Annotated in this window: 18 protein-coding genes and 1 pseudogene; 13 read left to right on the forward strand and 6 right to left on the reverse strand. The window is 44.4% G+C overall.

From position 1 onward, the window contains the following. Positions 1-63: 63 nt before the first annotated feature. The 3 genes from AB4351_RS08010 to AB4351_RS08020 all read left to right on the forward strand — a co-directional run bounded on the left by AB4351_RS08010 (position 64) and on the right by AB4351_RS08020 (position 3,207). Positions 64-1,602: a murein L,D-transpeptidase gene (locus tag AB4351_RS08010; RefSeq protein ID WP_372125596.1), complete on the forward strand. Its 1,539-nt coding sequence runs from the start codon at positions 64-66 to the stop codon at positions 1,600-1,602. Positions 1,603-1,799: 197 nt separating this feature from the next. Continuing rightward, positions 1,800-2,348, forward strand: a complete 549-nt coding sequence (locus AB4351_RS08015) for a YcbK family protein (RefSeq protein WP_017060953.1) — start codon at positions 1,800-1,802, stop codon at positions 2,346-2,348. Positions 2,349-2,553: 205 nt separating this feature from the next. After that, on the forward strand, positions 2,554-3,207 hold the full coding sequence (locus AB4351_RS08020; RefSeq protein WP_017060954.1) for an MBL fold metallo-hydrolase: 654 nt from the start codon (positions 2,554-2,556) through the stop codon (positions 3,205-3,207). 111 nt (positions 3,208-3,318) lie between these two features. Here AB4351_RS08020 and AB4351_RS08025 read toward each other — a convergent pair whose 3' ends face one another. Further along, positions 3,319-4,119, reverse strand: a complete 801-nt coding sequence (locus tag AB4351_RS08025) for a DUF2982 domain-containing protein (RefSeq protein WP_372125598.1) — start codon at positions 4,117-4,119, stop codon at positions 3,319-3,321. 220 nt (positions 4,120-4,339) lie between these two features. Here AB4351_RS08025 and AB4351_RS08030 point away from each other — a divergent pair, with 220 nt between their 5' ends. The 9 genes from AB4351_RS08030 (at position 4,340) to AB4351_RS08070 (ending at position 16,303) form a co-directional block, all read left to right on the forward strand. Then, on the forward strand, positions 4,340-4,732 hold the full coding sequence (locus AB4351_RS08030) for a hypothetical protein (protein WP_017060956.1): 393 nt from the start codon (positions 4,340-4,342) through the stop codon (positions 4,730-4,732). 553 nt (positions 4,733-5,285) lie between these two features. Beyond that, a complete protein-coding gene (locus AB4351_RS08035) occupies positions 5,286-6,380 on the forward strand; it encodes a TRAP transporter substrate-binding protein (protein WP_017060957.1) in 1,095 nt (364 codons plus the stop codon). 197 nt (positions 6,381-6,577) lie between these two features. Then, positions 6,578-7,123 carry a TRAP transporter small permease subunit gene (locus tag AB4351_RS08040; protein WP_017060958.1) on the forward strand — a complete coding sequence of 182 codons (546 nt, stop codon included), beginning with the start codon at positions 6,578-6,580 and terminating at the stop codon, positions 7,121-7,123. 9 nt (positions 7,124-7,132) lie between these two features. Next, positions 7,133-8,416, forward strand: coding sequence for a TRAP transporter large permease subunit (locus tag AB4351_RS08045; RefSeq protein WP_372125600.1), 1,284 nt, complete (start codon positions 7,133-7,135; stop codon positions 8,414-8,416). Between the two features lie 104 nt (positions 8,417-8,520). Then, positions 8,521-9,876 carry a cache domain-containing protein gene (locus AB4351_RS08050; protein ID WP_019821218.1) on the forward strand — a complete coding sequence of 452 codons (1,356 nt, stop codon included), beginning with the start codon at positions 8,521-8,523 and terminating at the stop codon, positions 9,874-9,876. After that, complete coding sequence (locus tag AB4351_RS08055) at positions 9,869-10,507, forward strand: response regulator transcription factor (protein ID WP_017060961.1); 639 nt, start codon at positions 9,869-9,871, stop codon at positions 10,505-10,507. The genes AB4351_RS08050 and AB4351_RS08055 overlap by 8 nt, the downstream gene beginning before the upstream one ends. 148 nt (positions 10,508-10,655) lie before the next feature. Then, a complete protein-coding gene (locus tag AB4351_RS08060) occupies positions 10,656-12,254 on the forward strand; it encodes a BCCT family transporter (protein WP_372125602.1) in 1,599 nt (532 codons plus the stop codon). A gap of 271 nt (positions 12,255-12,525) precedes the next feature. Next, positions 12,526-14,097, forward strand: a complete 1,572-nt coding sequence (locus tag AB4351_RS08065) for a BCCT family transporter (protein WP_017060963.1) — start codon at positions 12,526-12,528, stop codon at positions 14,095-14,097. Positions 14,098-14,419: 322 nt separating this feature from the next. Beyond that, positions 14,420-16,303, forward strand: coding sequence for a methyl-accepting chemotaxis protein (locus tag AB4351_RS08070; RefSeq protein ID WP_017070254.1), 1,884 nt, complete (start codon positions 14,420-14,422; stop codon positions 16,301-16,303). A gap of 342 nt (positions 16,304-16,645) precedes the next feature. Here the strand turns inward: AB4351_RS08070 and cydC are convergent, their stop codons facing one another. The 3 genes from cydC to trxB all read right to left on the reverse strand — a co-directional run bounded on the left by cydC (position 16,646) and on the right by trxB (position 21,265). Further along, positions 16,646-18,367: a heme ABC transporter ATP-binding protein/permease CydC gene (cydC, locus tag AB4351_RS08075; RefSeq protein ID WP_372125603.1), complete on the reverse strand. Its 1,722-nt coding sequence runs from the start codon at positions 18,365-18,367 to the stop codon at positions 16,646-16,648. Further along, positions 18,360-20,144 (reverse strand): heme ABC transporter permease/ATP-binding protein CydD, encoded by a 1,785-nt coding sequence (gene cydD / locus AB4351_RS08080; RefSeq protein WP_372125605.1) that lies wholly within the window; start codon positions 20,142-20,144, stop codon positions 18,360-18,362. The genes cydC and cydD overlap by 8 nt, the downstream gene beginning before the upstream one ends. Positions 20,145-20,305: 161 nt before the next feature. After that, entirely contained in the window at positions 20,306-21,265 is a 960-nt protein-coding gene (gene trxB / locus AB4351_RS08085) for a thioredoxin-disulfide reductase (protein WP_050052961.1), read from the reverse strand. 278 nt (positions 21,266-21,543) lie between these two features. Here trxB and AB4351_RS08090 point away from each other — a divergent pair. After that, positions 21,544-21,618: pseudogene (locus AB4351_RS08090) on the forward strand (regulator); the annotation flags it as partial. Between the two features lie 211 nt (positions 21,619-21,829). Here AB4351_RS08090 and AB4351_RS08095 read toward each other — a convergent pair. Together AB4351_RS08095 and AB4351_RS08100 are read right to left on the reverse strand one after the other, a co-directional pair. Next, positions 21,830-22,423, reverse strand: a complete 594-nt coding sequence (locus AB4351_RS08095) for a hypothetical protein (protein WP_372125607.1) — start codon at positions 22,421-22,423, stop codon at positions 21,830-21,832. A gap of 123 nt (positions 22,424-22,546) precedes the next feature. Beyond that, on the reverse strand, positions 22,547-23,230 hold the full coding sequence (locus tag AB4351_RS08100) for a hypothetical protein (RefSeq protein ID WP_372125610.1): 684 nt from the start codon (positions 23,228-23,230) through the stop codon (positions 22,547-22,549). Between the last annotated feature and the right edge of the window lie 326 nt (positions 23,231-23,556).

Genomic DNA, 23,556 nt, shown 5'->3' on the forward strand with positions numbered 1-23,556 from the left:
AAATAACATGCTTACTCCCGTTTCTTTGCCATACTTATGGAATTGCTGGTGACGGAGTTAAGCATGTTAGCAAAATACTTCTGTGGATTATTGGTGTTAGTTTCCGTGCATGCATGGAGCTATGCGAGTTCTGACGAGAGCCGTTTCATTCCGGCGGAATCAGAACTCTCTTTCATGCTTATATATCCAGAGCTCACACAGAGTATCTATCAAGACACTTCTCTGCCTATCCTTTGGGATTCTCCTGAGCTGGTTAAAGCGTTTGAGTTCCAATTGTCGCTTCTTGAACAAGCGCAAATGGCACCACTCTTCGAGCGACAACTCAAGCAAATCCGTCACTATCAATCCCATGCTCAATGGCAAGAGTTGGACATATTACTTACCGATACTTTTATCTACTACCTGAGCTACGTTGAAAATGCGCCGCTTGCCGGTAAAGATTGGTACTTCTCGGGCAAGTTGCATTCCAAATTACCTGCGCCTTCTCCGCATATTCTGATGAGCTTAAAAAGCAGCGTTGCCAATGATTACTTATTGGAGATGGTGTTGTCTTACGCGCCGCCTGTTGGGGATTTTGACCAATTCAAAGCAACCTATTCGGTGTTAGAAACCGCCTCTGAACTCAATATTGAACGATATAGACAGAAAGGTTTGAAGCGCTTGGGTGACGAGCTTTCAGACAAGACGGTTCTTGTTGAGCGCATTGCTTTGGTTGGTGTTGATACCTCGATGATCGCGGTCGATTTTCCCAAGTTCGATCGAGATCTGCAAAAGGCGATTAAATCTTTCCAACGCATGCACGGTCTTACGGATGATGGGATCATCGGGCCAGACACGATCAAATGGATCAATATGGGCTTTGATGATCGATTAACCTCATTGGCTCTGAATGCTGAACGTGTTCGTTTGTGGCCAAGAGACCGAGATTCTCTCATCGTCGTTAACGTGCCGAGTTTTGACATGAAGTACTGGGAAGATGGCGAAGAGGTGTTTGAGTCTAAAGTCGTCGTGGGAAGAAAATCGCGAAAAACACCGCTTTTAGAGATAAACCTAGATTCTGTCATTCTAAACCCGACTTGGAATGTGCCATGGAAAATCATGGTCAAAGACATACTGCCTAAAGTAAAAGCGGACGAAAGCTACCTTGAAACGAACAACTTCCAAGTGATTGACGGTTGGCGTTCAATGGAAACGGTCGACACCACAGAGATCGATTGGCAGACAATCAACTTCAATTCGTTTCCATATCGGATGCGTCAGCAGGCTGGCTCGCGAAATGCATTAGGTTTGTATAAGTTCAACACACCTAATAAGCGAGCCATTTACCTGCACGATACACCAAGTAAAGGCCTGTTTAATGACGACTTCCGTGCTTATAGCTCAGGTTGCATACGTGTTGAACACGCAGAAGAACTGGCTGAGTTATTGTTTGCCACTAAGGTAAGGAAAGTCCCGAACCAAAATGCTGACCTCGCTCCGAATACTAAGGTTCGCCTCAAGAAGCGGATTCCAGTGCATATCATCTATCAAACCGTGTTGTTTGAAGAGGGCGGCATACAATACCGCGGTGATATCTACCAATATGATAAAGAGGGCGGTTGATTGAAATATGGTCAAGAAAGGTGATCTTGACTGAAAAATGACAACCAAGCTTCTATTGATAAAATTATAATGAGTATCAATAACTAACCGTGCAAAGGTTACAAATACTAACGTTTTGCGCGGTTTTTGTACGTTGACGCAGCAAATGCCATTATGTATCGTGCATTTTTCGTTCGATCTAATTGGTTTTTTGCTGTATGTCTCAAAGTTTATTTTCACGCCGTCAGTTTCTGACTTACGCTGGTGGTACTGCCGTTGTCGCCTCTCTTACTCCTTCTATCGCTTTTGCTTCATACCCTGATCAACCAAGAACGATTAGCATGAACAATCTTCACACTGGTGAACGTTTAGAGACTTGTTATTTCGATGGCACTAACTATGTCGGTGACGAAATGGCACGCCTTAGCAAACTATGTCGTGACTTCCGCCGCAATGAGATTCATCCAATGGATAAGAACCTGTTTGATCAGATCACTCAGATTCAAAATGTACTGGGTATTCAAAAAGAAGTTCAAATCATCTCTGGCTACCGCTCTCCAGCAACCAACGAAGCGTTGCGCTCTAAGTCGAGTGGTGTCGCTAAAAAGAGCTATCACATGCTTGGTAAAGCGATCGATTTTCGTATCGATGGTGTTGATTTAAAGGAACTGAGAGACGTAGCTAAAAGTCTGCAAGCAGGTGGTGTTGGTTATTACGCTCGTAGTAACTTCATCCACATTGATACTGGTCCAGTTCGCAGCTGGTAGAGCTAAGCTGAGTTATTGAGTGATACGGTAGGCACTTGTCAAAGTAGACATCCAATGTCATAGTTTGCCCAAATTTCAGTTTGTTCTAATAATTCGGTTTATTGCTGCTCAGTTTGTTGCTGTTTAGTTTGTTATTGTTGGGTTTGTTGCCAATAACATAGCGATATTCGAGTTGTTCACCAGATTCGCTCTTTAAGGTTTGTATATGTCTCTTAAGTATCAAGTTGTACCTGTTACCTCTTTTTCTCAGAACTGCTCGATTGTGTGGTGTGATGAAACCATGGAAGGCATCGTTGTCGATCCGGGCGGTGATGTTCAACAACTCGCGGCTATCATTGAAGAACTCGGTGTTAAGGTTGTGAACTTGGTACTGACGCACGGTCACTTAGATCATGTTGGCGGTACGGTACCACTTGCTGAGATCTTGAAGGTTGAAATTGTGGGCCCGCATAAGGCAGACAACTTCTGGCTACAAGGTCTAGAGAATCAAAGTCAGATGTTTGGTTTCCCACTGTGTAAAGCTTTTGAACCAAACACTTGGTTAGAAGAGGGCGACAAAGTCACTTTTGGTAATCAAGTGATTGATGTGATTCACACGCCGGGCCACACGCCAGGTCACGTTGTACTGTTCAGTGAGCAAGCTCGTTTAGCGTTTGTGGGTGATGTGTTGTTTAACGGCGCAATTGGCCGTACTGACTTCCCACAAGGTGACTTCAATACGCTTATCGCTTCAATCAAGACTAAGCTTTGGCCACTAGGCAGTGACGTAACATTCGTTCCGGGCCATGGTCCTGAATCGACATTCGGTCGCGAGCGTGCATCAAACCCGTTCGTCGCAGATGAAATGCCTCTGTACTAATTAAATCTTTGATTTTCCAACCGATTATTTGTGTCGATTGATTGAAAATGAAGCTTAGCTTTTGTCCTGAAAGCTAAGCTTTTTTATTGTGTGTGAACTTACTGGTAAACCTTAATCAGAAAGACGTTCAGCGGCAGCCAAGTAGCGTCGAGCCAGCCCCACAAACTCTTCTCCACTCATATTCAAATCATGGGTTGATATGAAAATGTCATAACCGTGGAAGCCCCTTTGATATTTCATTCTGTTGGCAAGCATCGCCTGCAATCCAGAATAGTTTTTAATCACCGCGTTTGGACTGTTTGTCTCATTCGGTGAATCAAGGTTGTCCTGTGATTGGTTATCGTTGAAATTCACGTTGTCGGTATTCTGCGACTCTTTGTATTGGCTTAGTTCGACACAGCCACTTTCAGTACAACGCGCATGGTAATGCGATGAGTCGAGAACCATATCCTCAAAGTTGGACTCTTTGCCTGCTTGTTTGGCTCCTAAGTACAAAAGTGCTCGTTGGCTGAGCAATAATTCACAAGTTATTTTAGGGCAAGTCGAATCGAGGTAGGGCGAGTAATCTTTTACTTTAATTCCGACCCAGGGCAGAGGTTGATGCCAACCATCTTGTTCATAAGTGCAAAGACCAATTTTTTGGATGTTACTCCATTTTAAAACCCAACCCCCTTTGTAAAAGTGCTGCTGAAAATGAGTCGGGGTAAGTGTGAACATCACTCGGCTGCGCAGCATCAAATAGTAGCCAGTTCCCAGAAGCGCAATACTGCAAAAAGCACCCACGATCAGTAACTTTGGATTGTCACTGTAGAGCGAAACGATCAAGCAAATGAAGCCTAAAATAATGGCGAGGATACGGTACGAGCGAGTGAATGAAGGCAAAGAGAAATTACTAAGGTGACGAGTGTCCATAGGTAACACCAAGTTTTCATATTTTTGTCTGGATGGATAACCAGTGTATATGACCCTGAATTGATAAGTCGATGTTTAAATAATAGACGCTAGTAGACAATATCGGTATTTTTCGTCGACTTTCGACGCTTCACTCTACAAATAGCTCCTGTTTTTTGGTATAAATCGCGCTTCAAATTTTCACCACTGCGAAAAGAGCAGTGAACTGGAGAAATATTCAATGAGACTTGCTCATAAGCGTAAGGTGCAGGCTAAACTGCAGAAACGCACTAAAGCGGCTGTAGTTAAAGCAGTGGCAACGCCGAAAAAAGCGAAGCCTGTCGCAGAGAAAGTTGTAGCAGAAAAAACTGTAGCAGCAAAACCAGCGGTAGAGAAAGCAGTAGCAGCAACTAAAGAAGTTGCAGTAGCACTGACTCCTAAGCAACAACAAGTTCTAGACATCGTTGTTAGCAATGCTGAAGGCATTAACCCTAAAGGTATCGGCCTAGAAGCTGGTCAAGAAGACGCGAAAGCAGCTTCATGGGCAACAGGCGCATTGAAAAAACTTCTTGAAGAAAACCTAGTAGCGAAAGAGCAGCTAGCAGGTAACAAGGTTATCTACAAAGCTATCTAATCCTGTGGGATTACATTCGCTTCGTTAAGTTTTTAAGCCTCGATTTTCGAGGCTTTTTTGTATCTGGCACATTATGCCAAGTCCGAGCCCAAATCCAAGCCTAAACCTAGGCTCTATAATCTCAATTCCAATTCGATATACGGCTTAACTGATTAGTGTTGTCTCGTGTCAGAGCTTCGAATCAGCAAGCACTAAATTAGGGCGTTAGCTAGGTAGATCAAGAGAGCAAAGCCTTGATTTTTTCCCCTAAAATACAGCAATGAATAGAGCTTCATCACGAAATGGCAATCAATTGTTAAGAGTATTTAATTATTAATACTTAGGTATTTATCAATACGCATTGCCTTGGTGAATATCCAAACTCCTTTGAAATCGACACTATTCAATCATCTCCTACGTAGTTCTACTTAATCCTTTGGTCTAATACGTAACTTTGTTAACGCCATGCGTGCGTGCTCTCCCTGATATCTTGTTGCCTCATCACGGTGCACTCTTATGTTGAATCATAAAAAATGCTCATAGAAAGAGTGTTAACCCAACAAAGGACGTGAACATGAGTCTCATTTCTAACTCCCTCACACGAGTTTTTAAAAACGTTGCAGTAACTGCTGCGGCTTGTTTAGCTTTGGTCGCTACTGGTGCTACAGCCGCTGATAAGGTTTACCGTTTAAAACTTGCGGAAACTTGGGGACCAAACTTCCCAGTTTTCGGTGATGCAACCAAAAACATGGCGGCGATGGCTGAGAAGATGTCGAATGGTCGACTGCAAATCAGAATCGATTCAGCAAACAAACACAAAGCACCTCTTGGCGTTTTTGACATGGTTAAGTCTGGTCAATACGACATGGGTCACTCAGGCTCTTACTACTGGAAAGGTAAAGTTCCAAACACTCTTTACTTCACTTCTATGCCTTTCGGTATGACGCCAGCAGAACAATACGCGTGGTTCTATCACGGTGGTGGTATGGAGTTAATGGAGCAGGTTTACTCTCCACATAACTTGATGTCTTTCCCTGGTGGTAACACGGATATCCAGATGGGGGGTTGGTTTCAAAAAGAGATCAACAGCGTTGAAGATCTACAAGGTCTGAAAATGCGAATCCCGGGCTTTGCAGGCGAGATTCTTGCTGAGCTAGGTGCTAAACCGACGAACATTGCCCCAGGTGAACTTTACACGTCTCTAGAGCGTCGCACGATTGATGCACTAGAGTGGGTAGGTCCATCGCTGGATTTACGAATGGGCTTCCACAAAATCGCGCCTTACTACTACACAGGTTGGCACGAGCCGGGTTCAGAGCTTCAATTCCTAGTGAACAAGCGTACATGGAACAAGCTGCCTGAAGACCTACAAGAAATCTTACGTGTTGCAATGCGTACTGCGGCTTACGACATGTACACACAAGCAACGCACGAAAGTGGTAAGAACTGGGTTTCAATGAAGACAGAATACCCAGATGTACAAGTGAAAGATTTCCCACCAGAGGTTATGTCTGCTCTGAAAGAAGCGAACGATCGCCTACTGGCTGCACATGCTGAGAAAGATGAGCTAGCAAAAGAGATTCAAGCTTCACAAGCAAGCTACCTAGAGCAAGTACGTTCATGGACGGATATTTCACATAGAGCTTATCTAAATAGCCAAGCGAAATAATCGACAGTTGTTGAACTGAATCTAAATGAACCCGAAGCTTTTCTTATTGAGTATTTAAGAGTGAATAAGCCGAGGGTTCATTTAAAACATAATAACTAAGCAGGATAAATCCTGTATTACGCTCAAGAACCTTTTCTACGTCCTACAGCTCGTTACCTCAGCTGCGCGATGTCTTTTCAAATTCCATGGAGTCGGGAATGCGAAGTCTAATTTATATTGAACGCCTGTTTAATCGTATCGGTGACGCACTGGGATGGCTTTCCAGTATGTTGTTTATTTTACTTATCGCCAACGTCGTGTATGACGTTGTCATGAGATATGCCTTCAACGATGTCTCTATCGCCTTCCAAGAGATGGAATGGCACCTCTTCTCAGCCGTTTTCCTACTCGGTGTTCCTTATGCCATCAAGGCTGGTGGCCATGTTCGAGTTGACGTGTTCTATGAGCAACTGAGCTTTAAAGCACAAGCGATTATTGACCTGCTTGGCACGCTTATCTTTCTACTTCCGTTTTGCCTGCTGGTGGCTTGGTTTGGTATCGATGTTGCCAAAGAGAGTTATGAACTGGGTGAAACCTCAGGCGATCCCGGTGGCCTGCCGTATCGCTGGATCATCAAAGCTATGATCCCGCTGTCATTCTTTTTGATGGCACTCAGTGGCGTAGGTTTGATCCTGCATTCACTGAATAAGATTTTTAATCCGCATCTTATCCATGCAAACAATATTCATACAAAAAACAAGTAGAGGCTGAACATGATTGGAATAGTAATGTTTTTCGTAGCCTTGTTTGCGCTTTTACTTGGCTTCCCAGTGGCGTTTACCTTTGGTGGTATCGCGTTAATCTTTGGTGTTTGGGCTGAGGGCATTGAAATGTTTGCCTTCATGCCATATCGAATTCAATCCATTATGGAAAACACGGTTCTGATGGCCGTTCCATTGTTTGTTTTTATGGGGCTCGTTCTACAAAAGACCAAGCTTGCTGAGCAGTTGCTTGAGTCTATGGGGCGACTGTTTGGCGGCGTTCGTGGTGGTATCGCGATTTCAACCGTATTAGTAGGTTCACTACTTGCGGCTTCTACTGGCGTGGTTGGTGCTTCTGTTGTTGCTATGGGACTTATCTCCCTACCTGTAATGCTCAAGTACGATTACGACAAAGGCTTAGCCTGCGGCACTATTTGTGCGTCTGGTACGCTAGGGCAGATCATTCCACCCTCCATCGTATTGATTCTATTGGGTGATGTTCTAGGTGTTCCTGTAGGCGACTTGTTCCAAGCGGCGATTTGGCCGGGCGTGATGCTGGTCGGCGCGTACATCGTTTATATCTTGATATACGCAAAGCTACACCCTGAAGCGGCTCAACCTATTGAACGTGATGACTCCATCAGCCGTAAGCAGGAAGTGTTTAATGCACTGAAAGCGATTCTTCCGCCTCTAGCGTTAATCATTGTTGTACTGGGCTCTATCTTCGCAGGTGTTGCTACGCCAACAGAGTCAGCCGCATTAGGTGGCGCGGGTGCGATGATACTTGCACTGCTTTACGGTCAATTTAGTTGGTCGATGGTGTACGAGGCGTCGAAAGAGACGGTGAAAGTAACGGCGATGGTATTTGCTATCTTGTTGGGTGCAACGGCATTCTCAATGGCGTTTACCTACACTGGTGGCGACTATCTGGTTGAAGAGTGGATGCTACAACTGCCAGGTGAAAAATGGGGCTTCCTGATCATTACCATGCTGGTGATTCTGATTCTGGGTTTCTTCATCGACTTCGTAGAGATCTGTTTCATCATCGTGCCGATCATTGCGCCAGTTGCTGAACTGATGGGCATCAACATGACATGGTTCGCTATCCTTATTGCGATGAACCTACAAACTTCCTTCTTAACGCCGCCATTTGGTTTTAGTTTGTTCTATTTAAAAGGCGTAGCACCTAAAGGCGTGACGACTAAGGACATCTACCGAGGTGTGATGCCGTTCATTCTGATTCAAATCCTCGTACTTGGATCACTTCTCGCTTTCCCATCTTTCTATGGAATGTGAGTGAAGCCAAGAATGTGAATGATATGTTTCAACGGCTATCTATAAATTGCTAAAGTAAAACGGCTTATTGATGTTCAGTAAGCCGTTTTTTGTGAGGGAAAGGAATGCCTCTAAAAGCCAAGCTGATTTTGCTGACGTTGCTCCCGTTGCTGCTGGTAACGGCGAGTATTAGTTGGATCTCGCTGCACCAGACTAAGACGTTAGGCGCTAAAGAAGTCGAGATCTTTAGAGACAGCCTAATCAAGTCGCGTGAAAACGCCCTCAAAGACACGGTTGATCTCGCGTTCGACGCCATAGAACACGTCTATAACGATCCAAATATCCAAGAAGCCCAAGCCAAAAAAAAAGTTCGAACCATATTGTCTAAACTTAGATATGGCTCTGATGGGTACTTCTTCGCATACGATCGCCACGGGACCAACTTGGTTCATCCAATTCAGCCAGAATTGATAGGCCAAAACCTACTCCAACTGCAAGATGAAGATGGCGATTTTCTGATAGAGGCTCTGTTAAGAGAAGCGCAAACCGGAGGCGGGTTTCACCAGTATTTGTGGCAAAAGCCTTCGACGGGTGAGGTGGTGTCTAAGCTGAGCTACGCCGCTTGGTTAGAGCGTTGGGACTGGATGATTGGCACCGGCTTGTATATTGAAGACGTACACCAAGAAGTGGCTTCGATGCAGGCTGCGATAAATAAGAATATTGAAACCACGTTCTTTTCGATTGTGGTGATTTTGAGCGTAACGGTCGCGGTCATCATCGTGCTGACCTTGGCTATTAACATGCATGAACATCGGATTGCTGATAACAACTTAAAGGAGCTGGCGCATAAGACGGTGATGTTCCAAGAAGACGAGAAGAAGCATCTAGCGCGTGAGTTGCATGATGGTATTAACCAATTATTAGTGTCGAGTCGTTGCCATTTGGAACTGCTCGGTAATAAGCTACAAAATGAAGACCTTAAAGCACATTTGAATAAGTCGCAGCATTCACTGATGCGAGCGATCGAAGAAGTGAGGCACATCTCGCATCAACTTCGTCCAAGTTCATTGGATGACATAGGCTTAGAAGCGGCATTGTCTTCATTACTGTTAGATTTTCAGGCGCATTCGGGTATTGAAGTAGAAACCTTGTTTAGCACTCAACAGGGTAAGTTGAAATCTGAGGCTGCGACAACCTTGTATCGAGTGGTGCAAGAGTCGCTGAATAATATCGAGAAACACGCGCAAGCGACCAAAGTAACGGTTATCGCTCAGCAAATTGGTAATGTGTTGCAACTACTGATTCAAGATAACGGTGTCGGTTTCAACACCTATAAAGCGATGGAAAAACGAGGGATCGGGCTGCGTAACATGAGAGAGCGAGTGGAGTTCATCGGTGGTGACTTTGAATTGATGAGTGAGATTGGCCTCGGAACGGAAATTACAGTGTTACTGACACTAGAGGGATTAATGAATGAGTGAAGTTATTCGAGTTGTGATTGCTGATGATCACCAAGTGGTACTGGATGGCTTTATGGCGAGATTGGAACTCGAGCCAGATATTAGCGTGATAGGTACGGCCAGCAATGGACTAGAAGCGGTAGAGGTCGTTAAGTCTCTGCGCCCTGATGTGGTGTTGATGGATATCAGCATGCCTATCATGAATGGCATTGATGCCACCCATCTGATTAAAGAAGAAGACCCAGAAGCCAAGGTCCTGATGCTGACCATGCATAACAACCGTGAATACATCATGAAGGTGATGCAGTCGGGTGCTGTCGGTTACATGTTGAAAGAGATTTCGGCTGAAAAAATGGTACAGGCAATCAAAACGGTCAATCAAGGATCGACCTATTTCTGTGAAAAAGTCACGCAGAATTTGTTTACTCAGCCGATTACTCCCACGCCATCTGTCAAGAATCCATTGAGCAGACGTGAAGAGGCTGTGCTGAAATTAGTCGCAAAAGGGGAGAGCAGTAAAGAGGTCGCAAAGGCGCTGAATATCAGCTATCGAACGGTAGAAACCCATAGGCAAAATATTAAGCATAAGCTCGATATTCACTCTACGGCAGAGCTTGCTAAATATGCGGTCAGCTCCGGGCTTGTGGACTGATCTTACGCTAAATAACGTTAAATGTGTAATTTACGCCTCCTTTATGGAGGTTTTTTAGTATTTTTGCGACAGGTTGATATTCTTCTTTTCGAAATTTAAGCGCCGAATGCAATGTTGCAAACTGTGCGCTGCAAATTAGAGAGGAAGCATGGAGCCTGTAAAAGATAGGTATAGTATTGAAAATACCGATTATACAGTAGGACAAGATAACGTTCAGAAATGGGGTTTTGATGTTCATAACCCAGTATTTGGAATCAGTGCAGGGGCGATCATTATCTTCCTGTTGGCACTTCTAGTCGCAGACCCTGAAACCGCAAAAGCGGCGCTTGATGGAATCAAATGGAAAGTCATTGGTAACTTCGATGGTTTCTTCATGTGGGCAGCAAACATCTTCGTAATTTTCTGTTTTGCCCTCATTGTCTCCCCGTATGGCAAGATACGTATTGGTGGCAATGATGCCAAAGCAGAGCACTCAAACCTATCTTGGATGTCGATGTTATTCGCCGCAGGAATGGGTATTGGCTTAATGTTCTGGGGTGTTGCTGAGCCAGTAGCTTACTTCACTGGCTGGTATGAAACACCACTAGGTGTTGAAGCTTACTCTCCTGAAGCGGCGAAGTTGGCTCTTGGTGCAACCATCTACAACTGGGGTCTGCACGGTTGGGCGATTTACGCGGTTGTTGCTCTAGCGCTTGCCTTCTTCACCTTCAATAAAGGTTTACCTCTATCAATCCGCTCTATTTTCTACCCTATCTTGGGTGATAGAACTTGGGGTTGGTTTGGTCATATTGTTGATATCGTCGCTGTGCTTGCAACGCTATTTGGCCTTGCAACTTCATTGGGCTTAGGTGCTCAACAAGCAACAAGTGGTATTAACCATGTATTTGGTACCGATGGCGGTATTGGCATGCAGCTGATTGTTATCGCTGTGGTTACTTTCTTAGCGACAATGTCCGTGGTTCGTGGCATCAACGGTGGTGTAAAGCTTCTGAGTAATGTGAACATGCTGGTTGCTTTGGGCTTACTTATCTTCGTTACCATCGCTGGTGGCATGGCGGGTATTAAAGCAATCCCAACCGCGCTAATGGGCTACATTGAAAACTTCATTCCCTTAAGCAATCCTCACGGTCGTGATGACGAAACGTGGATGCAAGGTTGGACGGTATTCTACTGGGCATGGTGGATGTCTTGGTCACCATTCGTAGGCATGTTCATCGCTCGTATCTCTAAAGGTCGAACGATTCGTGAATTCATCGTTGCTGTATTGTTCATCCCAACGACAGTAATCATCATCTGGATGGCTATTTTCGGTGGCATCGCGATTGATCAAGTGGCGAACAAGGTGGGCGAGATTGGTGTGAATGGTCTGCAAGATATTACACTTTCTCTTTTCCATACTTACGATGCTCTGCCAATGAGCTCTGTGCTTTCAGTGGTATCGATTGGTTTGATTATGGTGTTCTTTATCACCTCTTCTGATTCAGGCTCATTGGTTATCGATAGCATTACCTCTGGCGGTAAAGTGGATGCACCGGTTCCACAACGTGTATTTTGGGCGTTGATGGGCGGCGCGATTGCAGCGGTTCTACTATGGATTGGTGGTACGGAATCTATTCAAGCACTGCAAGCTGGAACGGTATCGATGGCGCTACCATTTGCCTTCATATTATTGCTTATGTGCCTAAGCTTATTGCTAGGTTTACGAACTGAAAATCAATTGGTTAAGCACCAAAATGCTTTGAGTTAAAAGTATTTTTGATAAAAAGGTCGACAGGGTCGACCTTTTTTTCGTCATAAACTTGAGTAATTACGTGAATATTGTTTGAAATTCCATCGAGCCGATTCTAGTTTACTGAAAACAACAAGTTAACCTGCTAAACTTCAGACATCCAAGTATTTGAATTATTGTGACAACAGCTTGTACTACTTGGATCGTAGGTTCGAGTTTGTAATTAAGTCGCAGGTAAGTAAGGAATACGAGGTCAATAGACCCTAATAGAATTCCGTAGAGAGGGATAATGACTAAAGGTATAGATAAATACAGTATCGACAGTACGGATTACACTGTCGGTCAAGATAACGTCCAAAAATGGGGTTTTGATGTTCATAACCCAGTATTTGGTATTAGTGCGGGACTTATCGCTTTGTTCCTGATCGGTGTTCTTATTACAGATACCGCTTCAGCAAAGGCTGCGCTAGATGGCGTTAAAGGCCAGATTATCAATTCGTTTGATTGGCTTTTCATCTGGTCGGGTAATATTTTCGTAATTTTCTGCTTAGGTTTGATTGTTTCTCCGTACGGCAAAATCCGCCTTGGTGGTGTTGATGCGACGGCAGATTACTCATTCTTCTCTTGGCTATCGATGCTGTTTGCCGCAGGTATGGGTATCGGCTTGATGTTCTGGAGTGTGGCAGAGCCAGCGGCTTACTTCACGGGTTGGTTTGAAACTCCGTTAGGTGTTGAACCAAACACACCAGAAGCTGCAAAACTGGCATTGGGCGCAACCATGTATCACTGGGGTCTACACCCTTGGGCGATTTATGGCGTAGTAGCACTGTCACTTGCGTTTTTCTCTTACAACAAGGGATTGCCTCTTTCTATCCGTTCTATCTTTTACCCAATTTTAGGTGATAGAGCTTGGGGCTGGGCAGGTCACATTGTTGATATTCTTGCTGTACTTGCAACGCTATTTGGTCTGGCGACATCGTTAGGTCTTGGTGCACAACAAGCGGCAAGTGGTATTCAGCATGTATTCGGCATTGAAGCGGGCTTAGGTCTGCAAGTTATTGTGATTACAGCGGTGACTTTATTGGCGGTAGTATCAGTACTTCGTGGTATTGATGGTGGCGTTAAAGTTATCAGTAACATCAACATGTTGGTGGCTTTCCTACTGCTTATCTTAGTGGCTCTAATCGGCTACGCGGTGACTTTAGGTTCTATCCCAACGACATTGATGGCATACATTGAAAACATCATTCCGTTGAGTAACCCTCACGGTCGTGAAGATGAAACGTGGATGCACGGTTGGACTGTATTCTACTGGGCTTGGTGGATCTCATGGTCTCCATTCGTAGGTATGTTTATCGCACGTGTTTCTAAAGGTCGTACCGTTCGTGAGTTCATCACAGCAGTACTGATTGTACCGACTACAGTGACTATCATTTGGATGTCAGTATTCGGTGGCATGGCGATTGACCAAATCGTGAATAACGTTGGTATTCTTGGTCAAGACGGCCTAACAGATGTATCACTAGCAATGTTCCAAATGTTTGATGCACTGCCGTTCGGGACTCTGCTTTCAATCATTGCGGTTGTATTGGTTCTAGTCTTCTTCATTACATCGTCTGACTCAGGCTCTCTAGTAATCGACAGCATCACCGCGGGTGGTAAAGTTGATACGCCTGTGCCTCAACGTGTGTTCTGGGCGTTCCTAGAAGGTGCTATTGCTGTTGCTCTATTGTGGGTTGGTGGTACTGAAGCAGTACAAGCTCTACAAGCGGGTGCAATCTCTACAGCATTGCCATTCACCATCATTCTATTACTGATGTGTGTGAGCTTGCTAATGGGTATGCGTACAGAAAAGCGCTAGGCTTTTAAGCTGAAATCTACTGCAATTTATACACAGTAGAGTGGTAAATAATATGAAGGCAGAAGAGGAAACTCTTCTGCCTTTTTTGTTTCTTCTTTACCGTGTTTTCTTGTCTCTTTTTAACATGTGAAGTGCGATAAAAATACTAATAACCGTAGAGATAATGCCGCCTTAAATTTGGCGACAAGCCAAGGAATTGACATTAGGTAAGCTTATGGTTTGCTTAAAATTATATTCCAATATTAAATTGTGAAATCGCTCGAATTTAATACTAATATTGGGTAGTATGCGCGAGATTTCCCACCACTCGTGAAACTTTGACATGAAACTAACACTAAAGCAGAAGTTGATAGGCGCTAGCCTATCTGCTGTTGTCGTTATGGCTACAGCGTTGACTTGGTTGTCAGCAAACCAATTATTTGAACAGACTCGTAATGGCGTATACCTACGAGCTGAAAGCGTATCTGAAGCAGCATCTGAAGGTATTAAAAACTGGATTGATATCCGTACTGATATCGCATCAGCATTTAATGACTTTTCACGAGAGGATGATGTTGTTCCTTTCCTTAGACAAGCTCGTGTAGCGGGTGGCTTTGACGATATCTTTTTAGGTACTCCAGAAGGTGGAATGTACCGTTCACATCCTGAACGTAATCGTGCAGATTACGATCCTCGTCAACGTCCTTGGTACCAAGAAGCAAACGCTGCAGGTAAGCAAATCATTACTACGGCTTACCAAGATGCAATCACCAAAGCACTTCTAGTAACGATCGCAGAACCTGTTCGCCACAACGGCCAACTTGTTGGTGTTGTTGGTGCAGACGTACTGATCGACCAGTTGGTTAACGATGTAATCAGCCTTGATGTTGGTGACAACGCTTACGCAATGCTAATTGATGCCTCTGACGGCACATTCCTAGCACACCCAGATTCAGCACTAAGCTTGAAGCCGGTAAGCCAGCTTTCAAACGATATCTCTATGCCTATCATCGAAAACGCAGTGCGTACGGGTAGCATCGAGATCATCAAAGAGCGCGGCGCAGACAAGCTGCTTTACTTCACGAAGGTGCCTAACACTAACTGGATCTTCGCGGTTCAGATGGACAAAGCAACAGAAGAAGCGAACCACTCAACGCTACTTACTCAGCTGATCATCACTGCTGTCGTTATTACGCTCATCGTAATCGTACTCGTGTCTTGGTTAGTAAGCTTCCTATTCCGCGACCTAAACCGCGTTTCAGCAGCACTTGAAGAAATTGCTTCAGGTGAGGGCGATCTTACTCAACGCCTTGAGCCTAAGAGCGACGACGAAATTGGTCAGCTTGCAGCAAACTTCAACCGCTTTGTGGGTAACATGCACACCATGGTGATCAAGCTAAGCGAAGTATCTGCTGCGCTAGGCAACCAAGCACGTCAAACGGCTTCTCAAGCTGAAGAACGTAGTGCTCGTATCCAAATGCAACAAGACGAGATCAACATGGTAGCAACAGCCGTTAACGAAATGGCTGCAGCAACACAAGAGATCGCAGGTAACGCAGACCATACTGCACAGAACTCATCTGAAGCGGTTGGCGCGTGTGAGCACGGTACTGGTCAAGTAACACAGACTCAAAGCTCTATCCAAAACCTTGCTCAAGAAGTTCAAATCGCAACTAACGTGATTCTCGAGCTTGAAGAGCACGGCAACAGCATCAACGCTATCTTGTCTAACATTCAAGGTATTGCAGAACAAACGAACCTACTTGCACTTAACGCCGCTATTGAAGCAGCACGTGCCGGTGAGCAAGGTCGTGGTTTCGCAGTAGTAGCGGATGAAGTTCGAGTTCTGAGCCAACGTACACACGGTTCAACGCAAGAAATTCAACAAACGATTGAGTTGCTGCAAGGTACAACAGGCAAAGCGGTTAACATCATGAACGATAGCCGTACACTTGCTGAAACCAGTGTTGATGACGCGAACTCAGCGGCTGCAAGCCTAACGCAAATCCATGCTGCTGTTGAACGCATCAGCGACATGGCAACACAGATTGCTTCTGCTGCAGAAGAGCAAGCGTCAGTAACGTCTGAGATTACTCGTAATACTGAAGGAATCCGTGACGTATCTAACGAGCTAGCAGACGAAGCGCACCAAGCTGCAGAGCAAGCCGCTCAACTTTCTGAGCTGTCTCACGAGCTAGAAAGCGAAATCAGCCGCTTCAAGCTTTAAGCACTAACTCGTAATTTAAAAGCCGAATGTGATTATCACATTCGGCTTTTTTGTGCGTGCTAGTTAGAGTTATGAATCCCTAACTAGTTATTCGGATAGCCAGGGAATTTCGCTTTAAGGTTGGCACGAGTAGGGAAGTACTGCTCCATAAATTTAACCATCGCAGGGTCGTTCGCTTGTCGTTTTTAAGCTGTTTGGGTATTGGCATCAAGGTCAGTACTTATTGTAAGTGACTGGCCAAGTTTGATTGGAGAAGGGTGTAGTTCAGGAGAATTACAGACAACAAAAAGCCCGAGCATAAACTCGGGCCTTGAATAGTTTTCTTTATAGCTTAAGGGGAAGCTAGATTGCCTGACGAAGTTGGAAATAACGTCCTTCTTCGTTTAACAGCTTCTCGTGAGAGCCGTTTTCAACAATCTCGCCTTGTTCAATCAGAACGATAGAATCCATCGACTCTAGACCAATCAAACGGTGCGTAATGAAGATAACCGTCTTGCCTTCAAAGTGCTTCTCGAACAGCGTCATGATGCTGTGTTCTGTTTGCTTATCTAAGCCTTCTGTTGGCTCATCGAGAAGCAGGATAGGGGCATCATGAAGAATCGCACGTGCGATGCCAATACGGCGCTTCTCACCACCAGATAGTTGACGACCACCGTCACCTAACCAGCTATCAAGTGCGTTATTCTCAAGCAGCTTTTCTAGACCAACGTCTTTTAGGATATTCGCTAAGTGATCATCGGTCGCTTCTGGTCTTGCAATCAACAAGTTGTCACGCAAAGTACCATTTAGAATGTCGACACGTTGGCTTACCACACTGATTGATTCACGAAGCTGTGACTCGTTCCATTGTGTCAGCTCAATCCCCGCGATAGAGATATAACCCTTTTTCGGGTCCCAGTAGCGAGTTAGAAGCTGAATCAGTGTCGATTTACCAGAACCCGTTTGACCAACAATCGCAACCTTGTGCGTGGCAGGGATCGTTAGGTCAACAGCGTTCAGAACACTGCGCTCAGAGTCAGGGTAGTTGAACGTCACGTTTGAGAACGTAATATCAAGCGGCTTGTTGATGTCGAGTTTCTCTTCAGCAAACTGAACTTCAGGCTCCGACAAAATAACTTCGTTCAAGCGACGTGCTGAAGACAGAGTTTGACCTAAATGCTGGAACGCACCTGCAATTGGCATTAATAGCTCGAAGCTTGCCATGGTTGCGAATGCCATTAGCGCGATGAACGGGTCTGGTGCATTACCACCCACACCGTCAGCCGCAAGCCAAAGCATAAGAACAAGTGTCAAACCGTTGAACAGCATCAGTGCTGCTGACGCCATACCGGTTAGGTTGGCATTCACAAACTGATTCGCCATCAGCTTCTGTTGTGTCTCTAGAATCGCATTACGGTAACGTTCTTCCGCACCAAACAGAGTCAGTTCGCTGTAGCCTTCAATCCAATCTAACGTAGTCACACGAAGATCAGCTTTGTTCTGTGTCAGTTCACCACCGTTACGTTTACCCAATTTGTAGAACAAGATTGGCCAAACCAACAGCATGATAAGAAGGATAGAACCTAGGATTAAACCTAGTGAGCTATCAAACCACATCAAGAACAGAGTCAGGAAGAAGATCCCAAATACACCCACCGTCACTGGGCTTACTAAGCGCAAGTAAACGTGGTCCATTGCATCGACATCAGCAACCAAACGGTTCAGTAGGTCAGCATCACGAAGGTTTGAAATACGACCTGGGATCAGCGGAGCCAGCTTCTTAAAGAAGAAGATACGCAGATCAGTCAGTAGTTTGAATGTCGCATTGTGGCTCACAACACGCTCACCCCAACGACCCGCTGTTCGGCTCATTGCTAAACCACGTACACCACCACCTGGTAGCATGTAGTTGAAGGTTTCACGTGCAATCGTAAGGCCAGCAACCGCAGAAGCTGAAATAAACCAGCCTGATAGCGTTAACAAGCCGATAGAAGCCGATAGAGTAGCAAAAGCCAATAGCATGCCTAGCGATAGGCCAAACCAATGCTTTTTATAGAGTTTCAGGTAAGGCAGTAAATCACGCATCTAAATTACCCTTATTATCTTGTTGAGCTAAGTTCGCGTTAAGCATCTCTTCGAATAAACCACCCGCAGTCGAAAGCTGAGAGTAATGACCTTGTTCAACAAGACCACCATCGCGCATAACCAGAATGTTATCGACCGATTGAAGCGGGGCAAGTTGGTGCGTCACAAGTAAGGCAGTGCGGCTTTCGATGTTGCTATTGATGCCTTTCATTACCAACTGTTCGCTACGAGTATCTAGGCTGGCAGTGGGTTCATCGAGCAACCAGAACTGACCGTCTTGAATCATTGCGCGAGCTAGAGCCAAACGCTGAGATTGACCCACAGACAGACCGCCAGAGCGATCAGAAATCATGTAATCCAAGCCGTGCTCATTTACGAATTCGTTAGCAAAAGATTGCTCAAGTGCATTCTCGACAACTTGGTCATTGATATCGTGCTTACCTAGAGTGACGTTGTCACGAATTGTGCCGTGCAGTAGCAACGGGTTTTGACCAACCCAACTAATCGTTTTACGCCAAGAGGCTAAGTCTAGGTCACGCAGTTCAATGCCATTGATTTTCAAGCTTCCTTCATAAGGCATGAAACCAAGAATGGCGTTGATCAAACTTGTTTTACCCGCACCACTTGGACCAACTAACGCAGTCGATTGGCGAGTATTCAGTGCAAACGAGATAGGGCCAACCAGTTGAACACCTTCAGGGCTTAACACTTTGAGATCTTGAGCTTCAATATTGATGCCTTGAGCCGGATCAAGCTGAGTGTCGCCTGATTTAACCTTAGTGATGTCGGTTTCTAGGAACTCGACAATACTTTCAGCTGCGCCAACCGCTTGTTGCTTCGCGTGGTAGAAAGTACCTAAATCACGCAGAGGTTGGTAAAACTCTGGCGCCAAGATAAGGATAAACAAACCTGCGAATAGCGTAATGCCAACGCCGTAGTGGCCGAAGTTAAGCTCGCCGATGTAAGTGAAACCAAAGTAAACCGCCGTCATCGCAATCGAGATAGACGTGAAGAACTCAAGTACTGCAGACGACAAGAAAGCGATCTTCAATACATCCATGGTGCGCGTTCTGAACACCTCAGATGCACCTTTCAATACTTCTGTTTCAGCGTTTGTGCGGTCAAATAGACGGATGGTTGTCATTGACTGCAAACGGTCGTAAAAGTGACCAGAAAGACGTTGCAGTGCTTTGAAGTTTTTACGGTTTGCATCGGCTGCTTTCATGCCAACCAATGCCATGAACATCGGCACCAGTGGCGCAGTCAGCAAGAAGATAAGGCCAGCTGCCCAGTTTACAGGGAATACCACGACCAAAATAATGAATGGAATCATTACCGATAAAGACATTTGAGGTAAGTAACGAGAGAAGAAGTCCTGCATGTCTTCTACTTGTTCTAGCAACAGGGTTGCCCACGTACCGGCAGGTTTGCCTTTGATATAAGCAGGGCCTAACTCACGTAACTTATCAAGGATGAGTTGCCTGATGTAAACACGGATCTGTTCACCACAGCGATAACCTGCGATCTCACGTCCCCATGTACAGCCAGCACGGCCAACGACCGATAATGCCAAGCCTGCGAAATGACCAACCAGTTCAGATTTATCGACATTCTCGATGATCAGCTGGTGAAGAATAGAGGCGAGAAGAGCTGCTTGAGCAATTAAAAACACGCTTGAAAGTACGCCAAGGCTAATCGCAATCATAAGCCAGCGTTTCGCTAACTTACTCTGTTGCTTAAGCCACTTATTCAAGCTGCGTTGTTTTTTCTTATCCATTATGAAGGCTTAATGATAATTATTATTTGTTGAGGGCGGGTAGTATACAAAAGAAAGCCCAGTGGATATACCGCTGGGCTCTAGGGATTTACAACAAATTGTGATGATGCCCTGCATCTACTGAGGCGAGAGTTCAGATAATCAAATCTGCAATCTCAGATTTACTTATCGTTAAGACCATCTAGGAAGCGTTCAGCATCCAATGCAGCCATACAACCTGTGCCTGCAGAAGTAATTGCTTGGCGGTAGTTGTGGTCCATTACATCACCTGCAGCGAACACGCCTGGGATGCTGGTTTGTGTCGCGTTACCTTCAAGACCTGACTGAACGATGATGTAGTCATCTTTCATATCCACTTGGCCCTTGAAGATTTCAGTGTTTGGTTGGTGACCGATAGCAATGAATGCGCCCATTACTTCGATGTCTTCTGTCTTATCAGACTGAGTATCTTTAATACGAACGCCAGTTACGCCCATGTCGTCGCCCAGAACCTCGTCTAGCGTGCGATCAGTGTGAAGAACAATGTTGCCGTTCTCTACTTTGTCCATTAAACGCTTCACTAGAATCTTTTCAGCGCGGAACGTGTCACGGCGGTGAACTAGGTGAACTTCAGACGCGATGTTAGACAGGTAAAGTGCTTCTTCAACAGCCGTGTTACCACCACCCACAACCGCGACTTTCTGGTTGCGATAGAAGAAACCATCACATGTAGCACAAGCAGAAACGCCACGGCCTTTGAATGCTTCTTCAGACTCTAAACCTAAGTACTTAGCCGATGCGCCCGTTGAGATGATCAACGCATCACACGTGTACTCGCCAGAATCGCCTTTAAGACGGAAAGGGCGGTTTGAAAGGTCTACTTCGTTAATGTGGTCGAACAGGATCTCTGTTTCAAAGCGCTCTGCGTGCTCTTTCATGCGATCCATCAGTGCTGGACCCGTTAAACCTTCAGCATCTCCCGGCCAGTTTTCCACTTCTGTTGTGGTTGTAAGCTGACCACCTTGCTGCATACCCGTAACAAGTACTGGGTTTAGGTTTGCACGAGCAGCGTAAACTGCAGCTGTATAGCCAGCAGGGCCAGAACCAAGAATCAATAAATTACAGTGCTTTACGTCGCTCATGAGGACTCCGAAATTGAATTTGTTTTAATTTATAATCGCTTAGGATTGTATGGAAAATATGGAGGCAATAAAAGGTTAAACAAGGGCAGAAGTGTAATTAATCGTTATACGTTAGAACTTAATGGAGACAAACGTTTCCGTGGCTGGAAGATCGGTGAAAGCACCTAAAGGCTTTGCGGGAAGGGGTTGTGGCGTGTTTAGTAAGCTAAACGAGAAATTAATAATTGTAATTTTTATGCTAGCAAGCCAACGAAATGAGTTGGGGTGAGGAAAATCCTATTCAGCTTGAGTTAGAGATTAAGACTTCCACACATTTACTTGGTCTCGCTAGGGCAATAGCAAAAATCAAGTAACAAAAAAGCTCCGTGAAGGAGCCTTTCTAATTTTATTTGGTCTTTTTCGGCGCTGATGGTATTCCATCTTTCACGAATCTAACTCCCGAAGGTGGCTTCGGTGGAGGAGGTGGAGAAGCGGGTTTTTTTTCAGTCATTCCTTTACTTTCCTTTAGGGGATTGTGGCGGATTCTTTGCAGAAAACGGCTTTTCTACATTACTTTTTACACTCCTAATACCTGACGGTTTTGGGGGCGGAGATGGTTTCTGTGTTTGTGGCGTTGAGTCGCTCGACATAATTATAGGCTCCAGTGAGATTTTTCTCTTCGATTAAAATAGGTTTTGTAGGGTGTGTTAGATCCAGCTTGAAATACACAAAAATGATAAAAGCTATAACGAATGGAACGAATGAAATAACCATCCATTTCGTTGATTCGAAAGACTTCTGTGAGCGAGCATCATTTAACAATGCATTATGGTGCGTAGAATTTATCAGGTTTTCTTTAATGAATTTATTAAGTTCAAGTTCAGCTGGATTATCACCGTCATGATACTTCTCATAGTAGGTATGCATTTCCTGATAGTAATCATCAAAAACCTTTGGGGTTTCTATGTATTGATATACGTTCCCATAAAAGCTAAAAACTGAATACCTGAGGCTCATACCAAGAAGAAAAAGGTAAATAGCAACAAAAAAATAATAAGAGTATGAAACGAGAAGATCACCACTATCATCGACTACTTGAACCATGTATGAGGTTAAGTTTAACCAAGCAAACGCAAAGACAATTAATGCTTGTAGTTTAAGGTCTATTTTTTGTTTCATGTCCAATTCGTGATAGTACTGCTTCTCATAAAAAACAAATTTATTATCATTATACATATGCAAGTAAAGCCTTAGATAGACTCCGAGTAGAGCCTGTTTTTCTCTTCGAATTACCTATCCAAATTATGAAAAATAGGTCGCCAAATTGCTAATGATCGGAGTTCCTACAGTAACAATGCCAGAAGTAACATTGAGCCATTTTACTAAAGCTGATTGGGATATTTGGTCGATTACAGTTTGGCTATCTTTAGTGCTGTCATCGCGAACGATTTTAGCAACTTCAAGAAGCAACTCTTGAGGTGTGTCTTTTGGTAATCCAAGCTTTGATAAGTCCGACTCAGAAATGTAAAAATCGAAACCAATTTTTATATCCTCAAAATCACAATTATCTACATCAACCATCATTTTTTCGGGTGCTCTAACGGCAGTATCAACTCGTTTAAAATTGCTATTTTTTATGTTTAGCGGCATTTCTATTTCCTCGTTAGCATTACTTTTTACGTTAATTCCCATATTACAATTCGTGACAGCAAGATGATCGATATCAATAGAGGAAGCAGAGTCCATATCTACTGCTGTACCACAGTTTGTTATTTGGCAATCTTTGATACTAATAGTACTGCTTCTTGAAACTATGCCTTTTGATTGCGTTCTTCTTAATAGTGACTCAACAAAGTGGATAACTTCGACCTTGTTTAAATAGTGGGTCAAGACATCACATAGACAACCGGGAGGCGGGCGTCTCTTGGTTACTTCGTAGAGAGTTAAATAGCAACGAACAGCGTAACAAATAGGTGTAACTTTCATCGTATTCCTTTCTAAATTCACACCTAAACAGTATGATGTTTAGGTGATCTATTAGCAACAGGTGGCATAAAGGATTTTATCGATTTAGCTCACAATATAAGTTGATATGTCACATATAGTGAGGTTAACTCGTCACTGATAGTTCTGTCGAATTTACCCCCTTGATACAAAACGAAGGCTCACAACGAACAGCATTAGAAGAATGGACAACTTTTAGTAGGGGAAAAGCCTATGAACAGGGTGTGAATGAGTATAAGCACTAAGTGAAAGTGGGGCATAAACGTGTTAGTGAAGAGTCTCTAACATTTGTGATCACCAAACGATTC

The sequence above is a fragment of the Vibrio sp. 10N.261.51.F11 genome (assembly GCF_041471665.1).
Classification (GTDB): Bacteria; Pseudomonadota; Gammaproteobacteria; order Enterobacterales; family Vibrionaceae; genus Vibrio; species Vibrio crassostreae_C.

Bases quoted from the DNA above. Each gene is read 5' to 3' on its own strand.
- AB4351_RS08015 (WP_017060953.1), top strand. From the start codon at position 1,800: ATGTCTCAAAGTTTATTTTCACGCCGTCAGTTTCTGACTTACGCTGGT.
- AB4351_RS08070 (WP_017070254.1), top strand. From the start codon at position 14,420: ATGAAACTAACACTAAAGCAGAAGTTGATAGGCGCTAGCCTATCTGCT.
- AB4351_RS08055 (WP_017060961.1), top strand. From the start codon at position 9,869: ATGAGTGAAGTTATTCGAGTTGTGATTGCTGATGATCACCAAGTGGTA.
- AB4351_RS08065 (WP_017060963.1), top strand. From the start codon at position 12,526: ATGACTAAAGGTATAGATAAATACAGTATCGACAGTACGGATTACACT.
- AB4351_RS08100 (WP_372125610.1), bottom strand. From the start codon at position 23,230: ATGAAAGTTACACCTATTTGTTACGCTGTTCGTTGCTATTTAACTCTC.
- AB4351_RS08045 (WP_372125600.1), top strand. From the start codon at position 7,133: ATGATTGGAATAGTAATGTTTTTCGTAGCCTTGTTTGCGCTTTTACTT.
- AB4351_RS08050 (WP_019821218.1), top strand. From the start codon at position 8,521: ATGCCTCTAAAAGCCAAGCTGATTTTGCTGACGTTGCTCCCGTTGCTG.
- AB4351_RS08020 (WP_017060954.1), top strand. From the start codon at position 2,554: ATGTCTCTTAAGTATCAAGTTGTACCTGTTACCTCTTTTTCTCAGAAC.
- AB4351_RS08025 (WP_372125598.1), bottom strand. From the start codon at position 4,119: ATGGACACTCGTCACCTTAGTAATTTCTCTTTGCCTTCATTCACTCGC.
- AB4351_RS08095 (WP_372125607.1), bottom strand. From the start codon at position 22,423: ATGAAACAAAAAATAGACCTTAAACTACAAGCATTAATTGTCTTTGCG.
- cydD (WP_372125605.1), bottom strand. From the start codon at position 20,144: ATGGATAAGAAAAAACAACGCAGCTTGAATAAGTGGCTTAAGCAACAG.
- AB4351_RS08030 (WP_017060956.1), top strand. From the start codon at position 4,340: ATGAGACTTGCTCATAAGCGTAAGGTGCAGGCTAAACTGCAGAAACGC.
- AB4351_RS08035 (WP_017060957.1), top strand. From the start codon at position 5,286: ATGAGTCTCATTTCTAACTCCCTCACACGAGTTTTTAAAAACGTTGCA.
- AB4351_RS08060 (WP_372125602.1), top strand. From the start codon at position 10,656: ATGGAGCCTGTAAAAGATAGGTATAGTATTGAAAATACCGATTATACA.
- AB4351_RS08040 (WP_017060958.1), top strand. From the start codon at position 6,578: ATGCGAAGTCTAATTTATATTGAACGCCTGTTTAATCGTATCGGTGAC.
- trxB (WP_050052961.1), bottom strand. From the start codon at position 21,265: ATGAGCGACGTAAAGCACTGTAATTTATTGATTCTTGGTTCTGGCCCT.
- AB4351_RS08010 (WP_372125596.1), top strand. From the start codon at position 64: ATGTTAGCAAAATACTTCTGTGGATTATTGGTGTTAGTTTCCGTGCAT.
- cydC (WP_372125603.1), bottom strand. From the start codon at position 18,367: ATGCGTGATTTACTGCCTTACCTGAAACTCTATAAAAAGCATTGGTTT.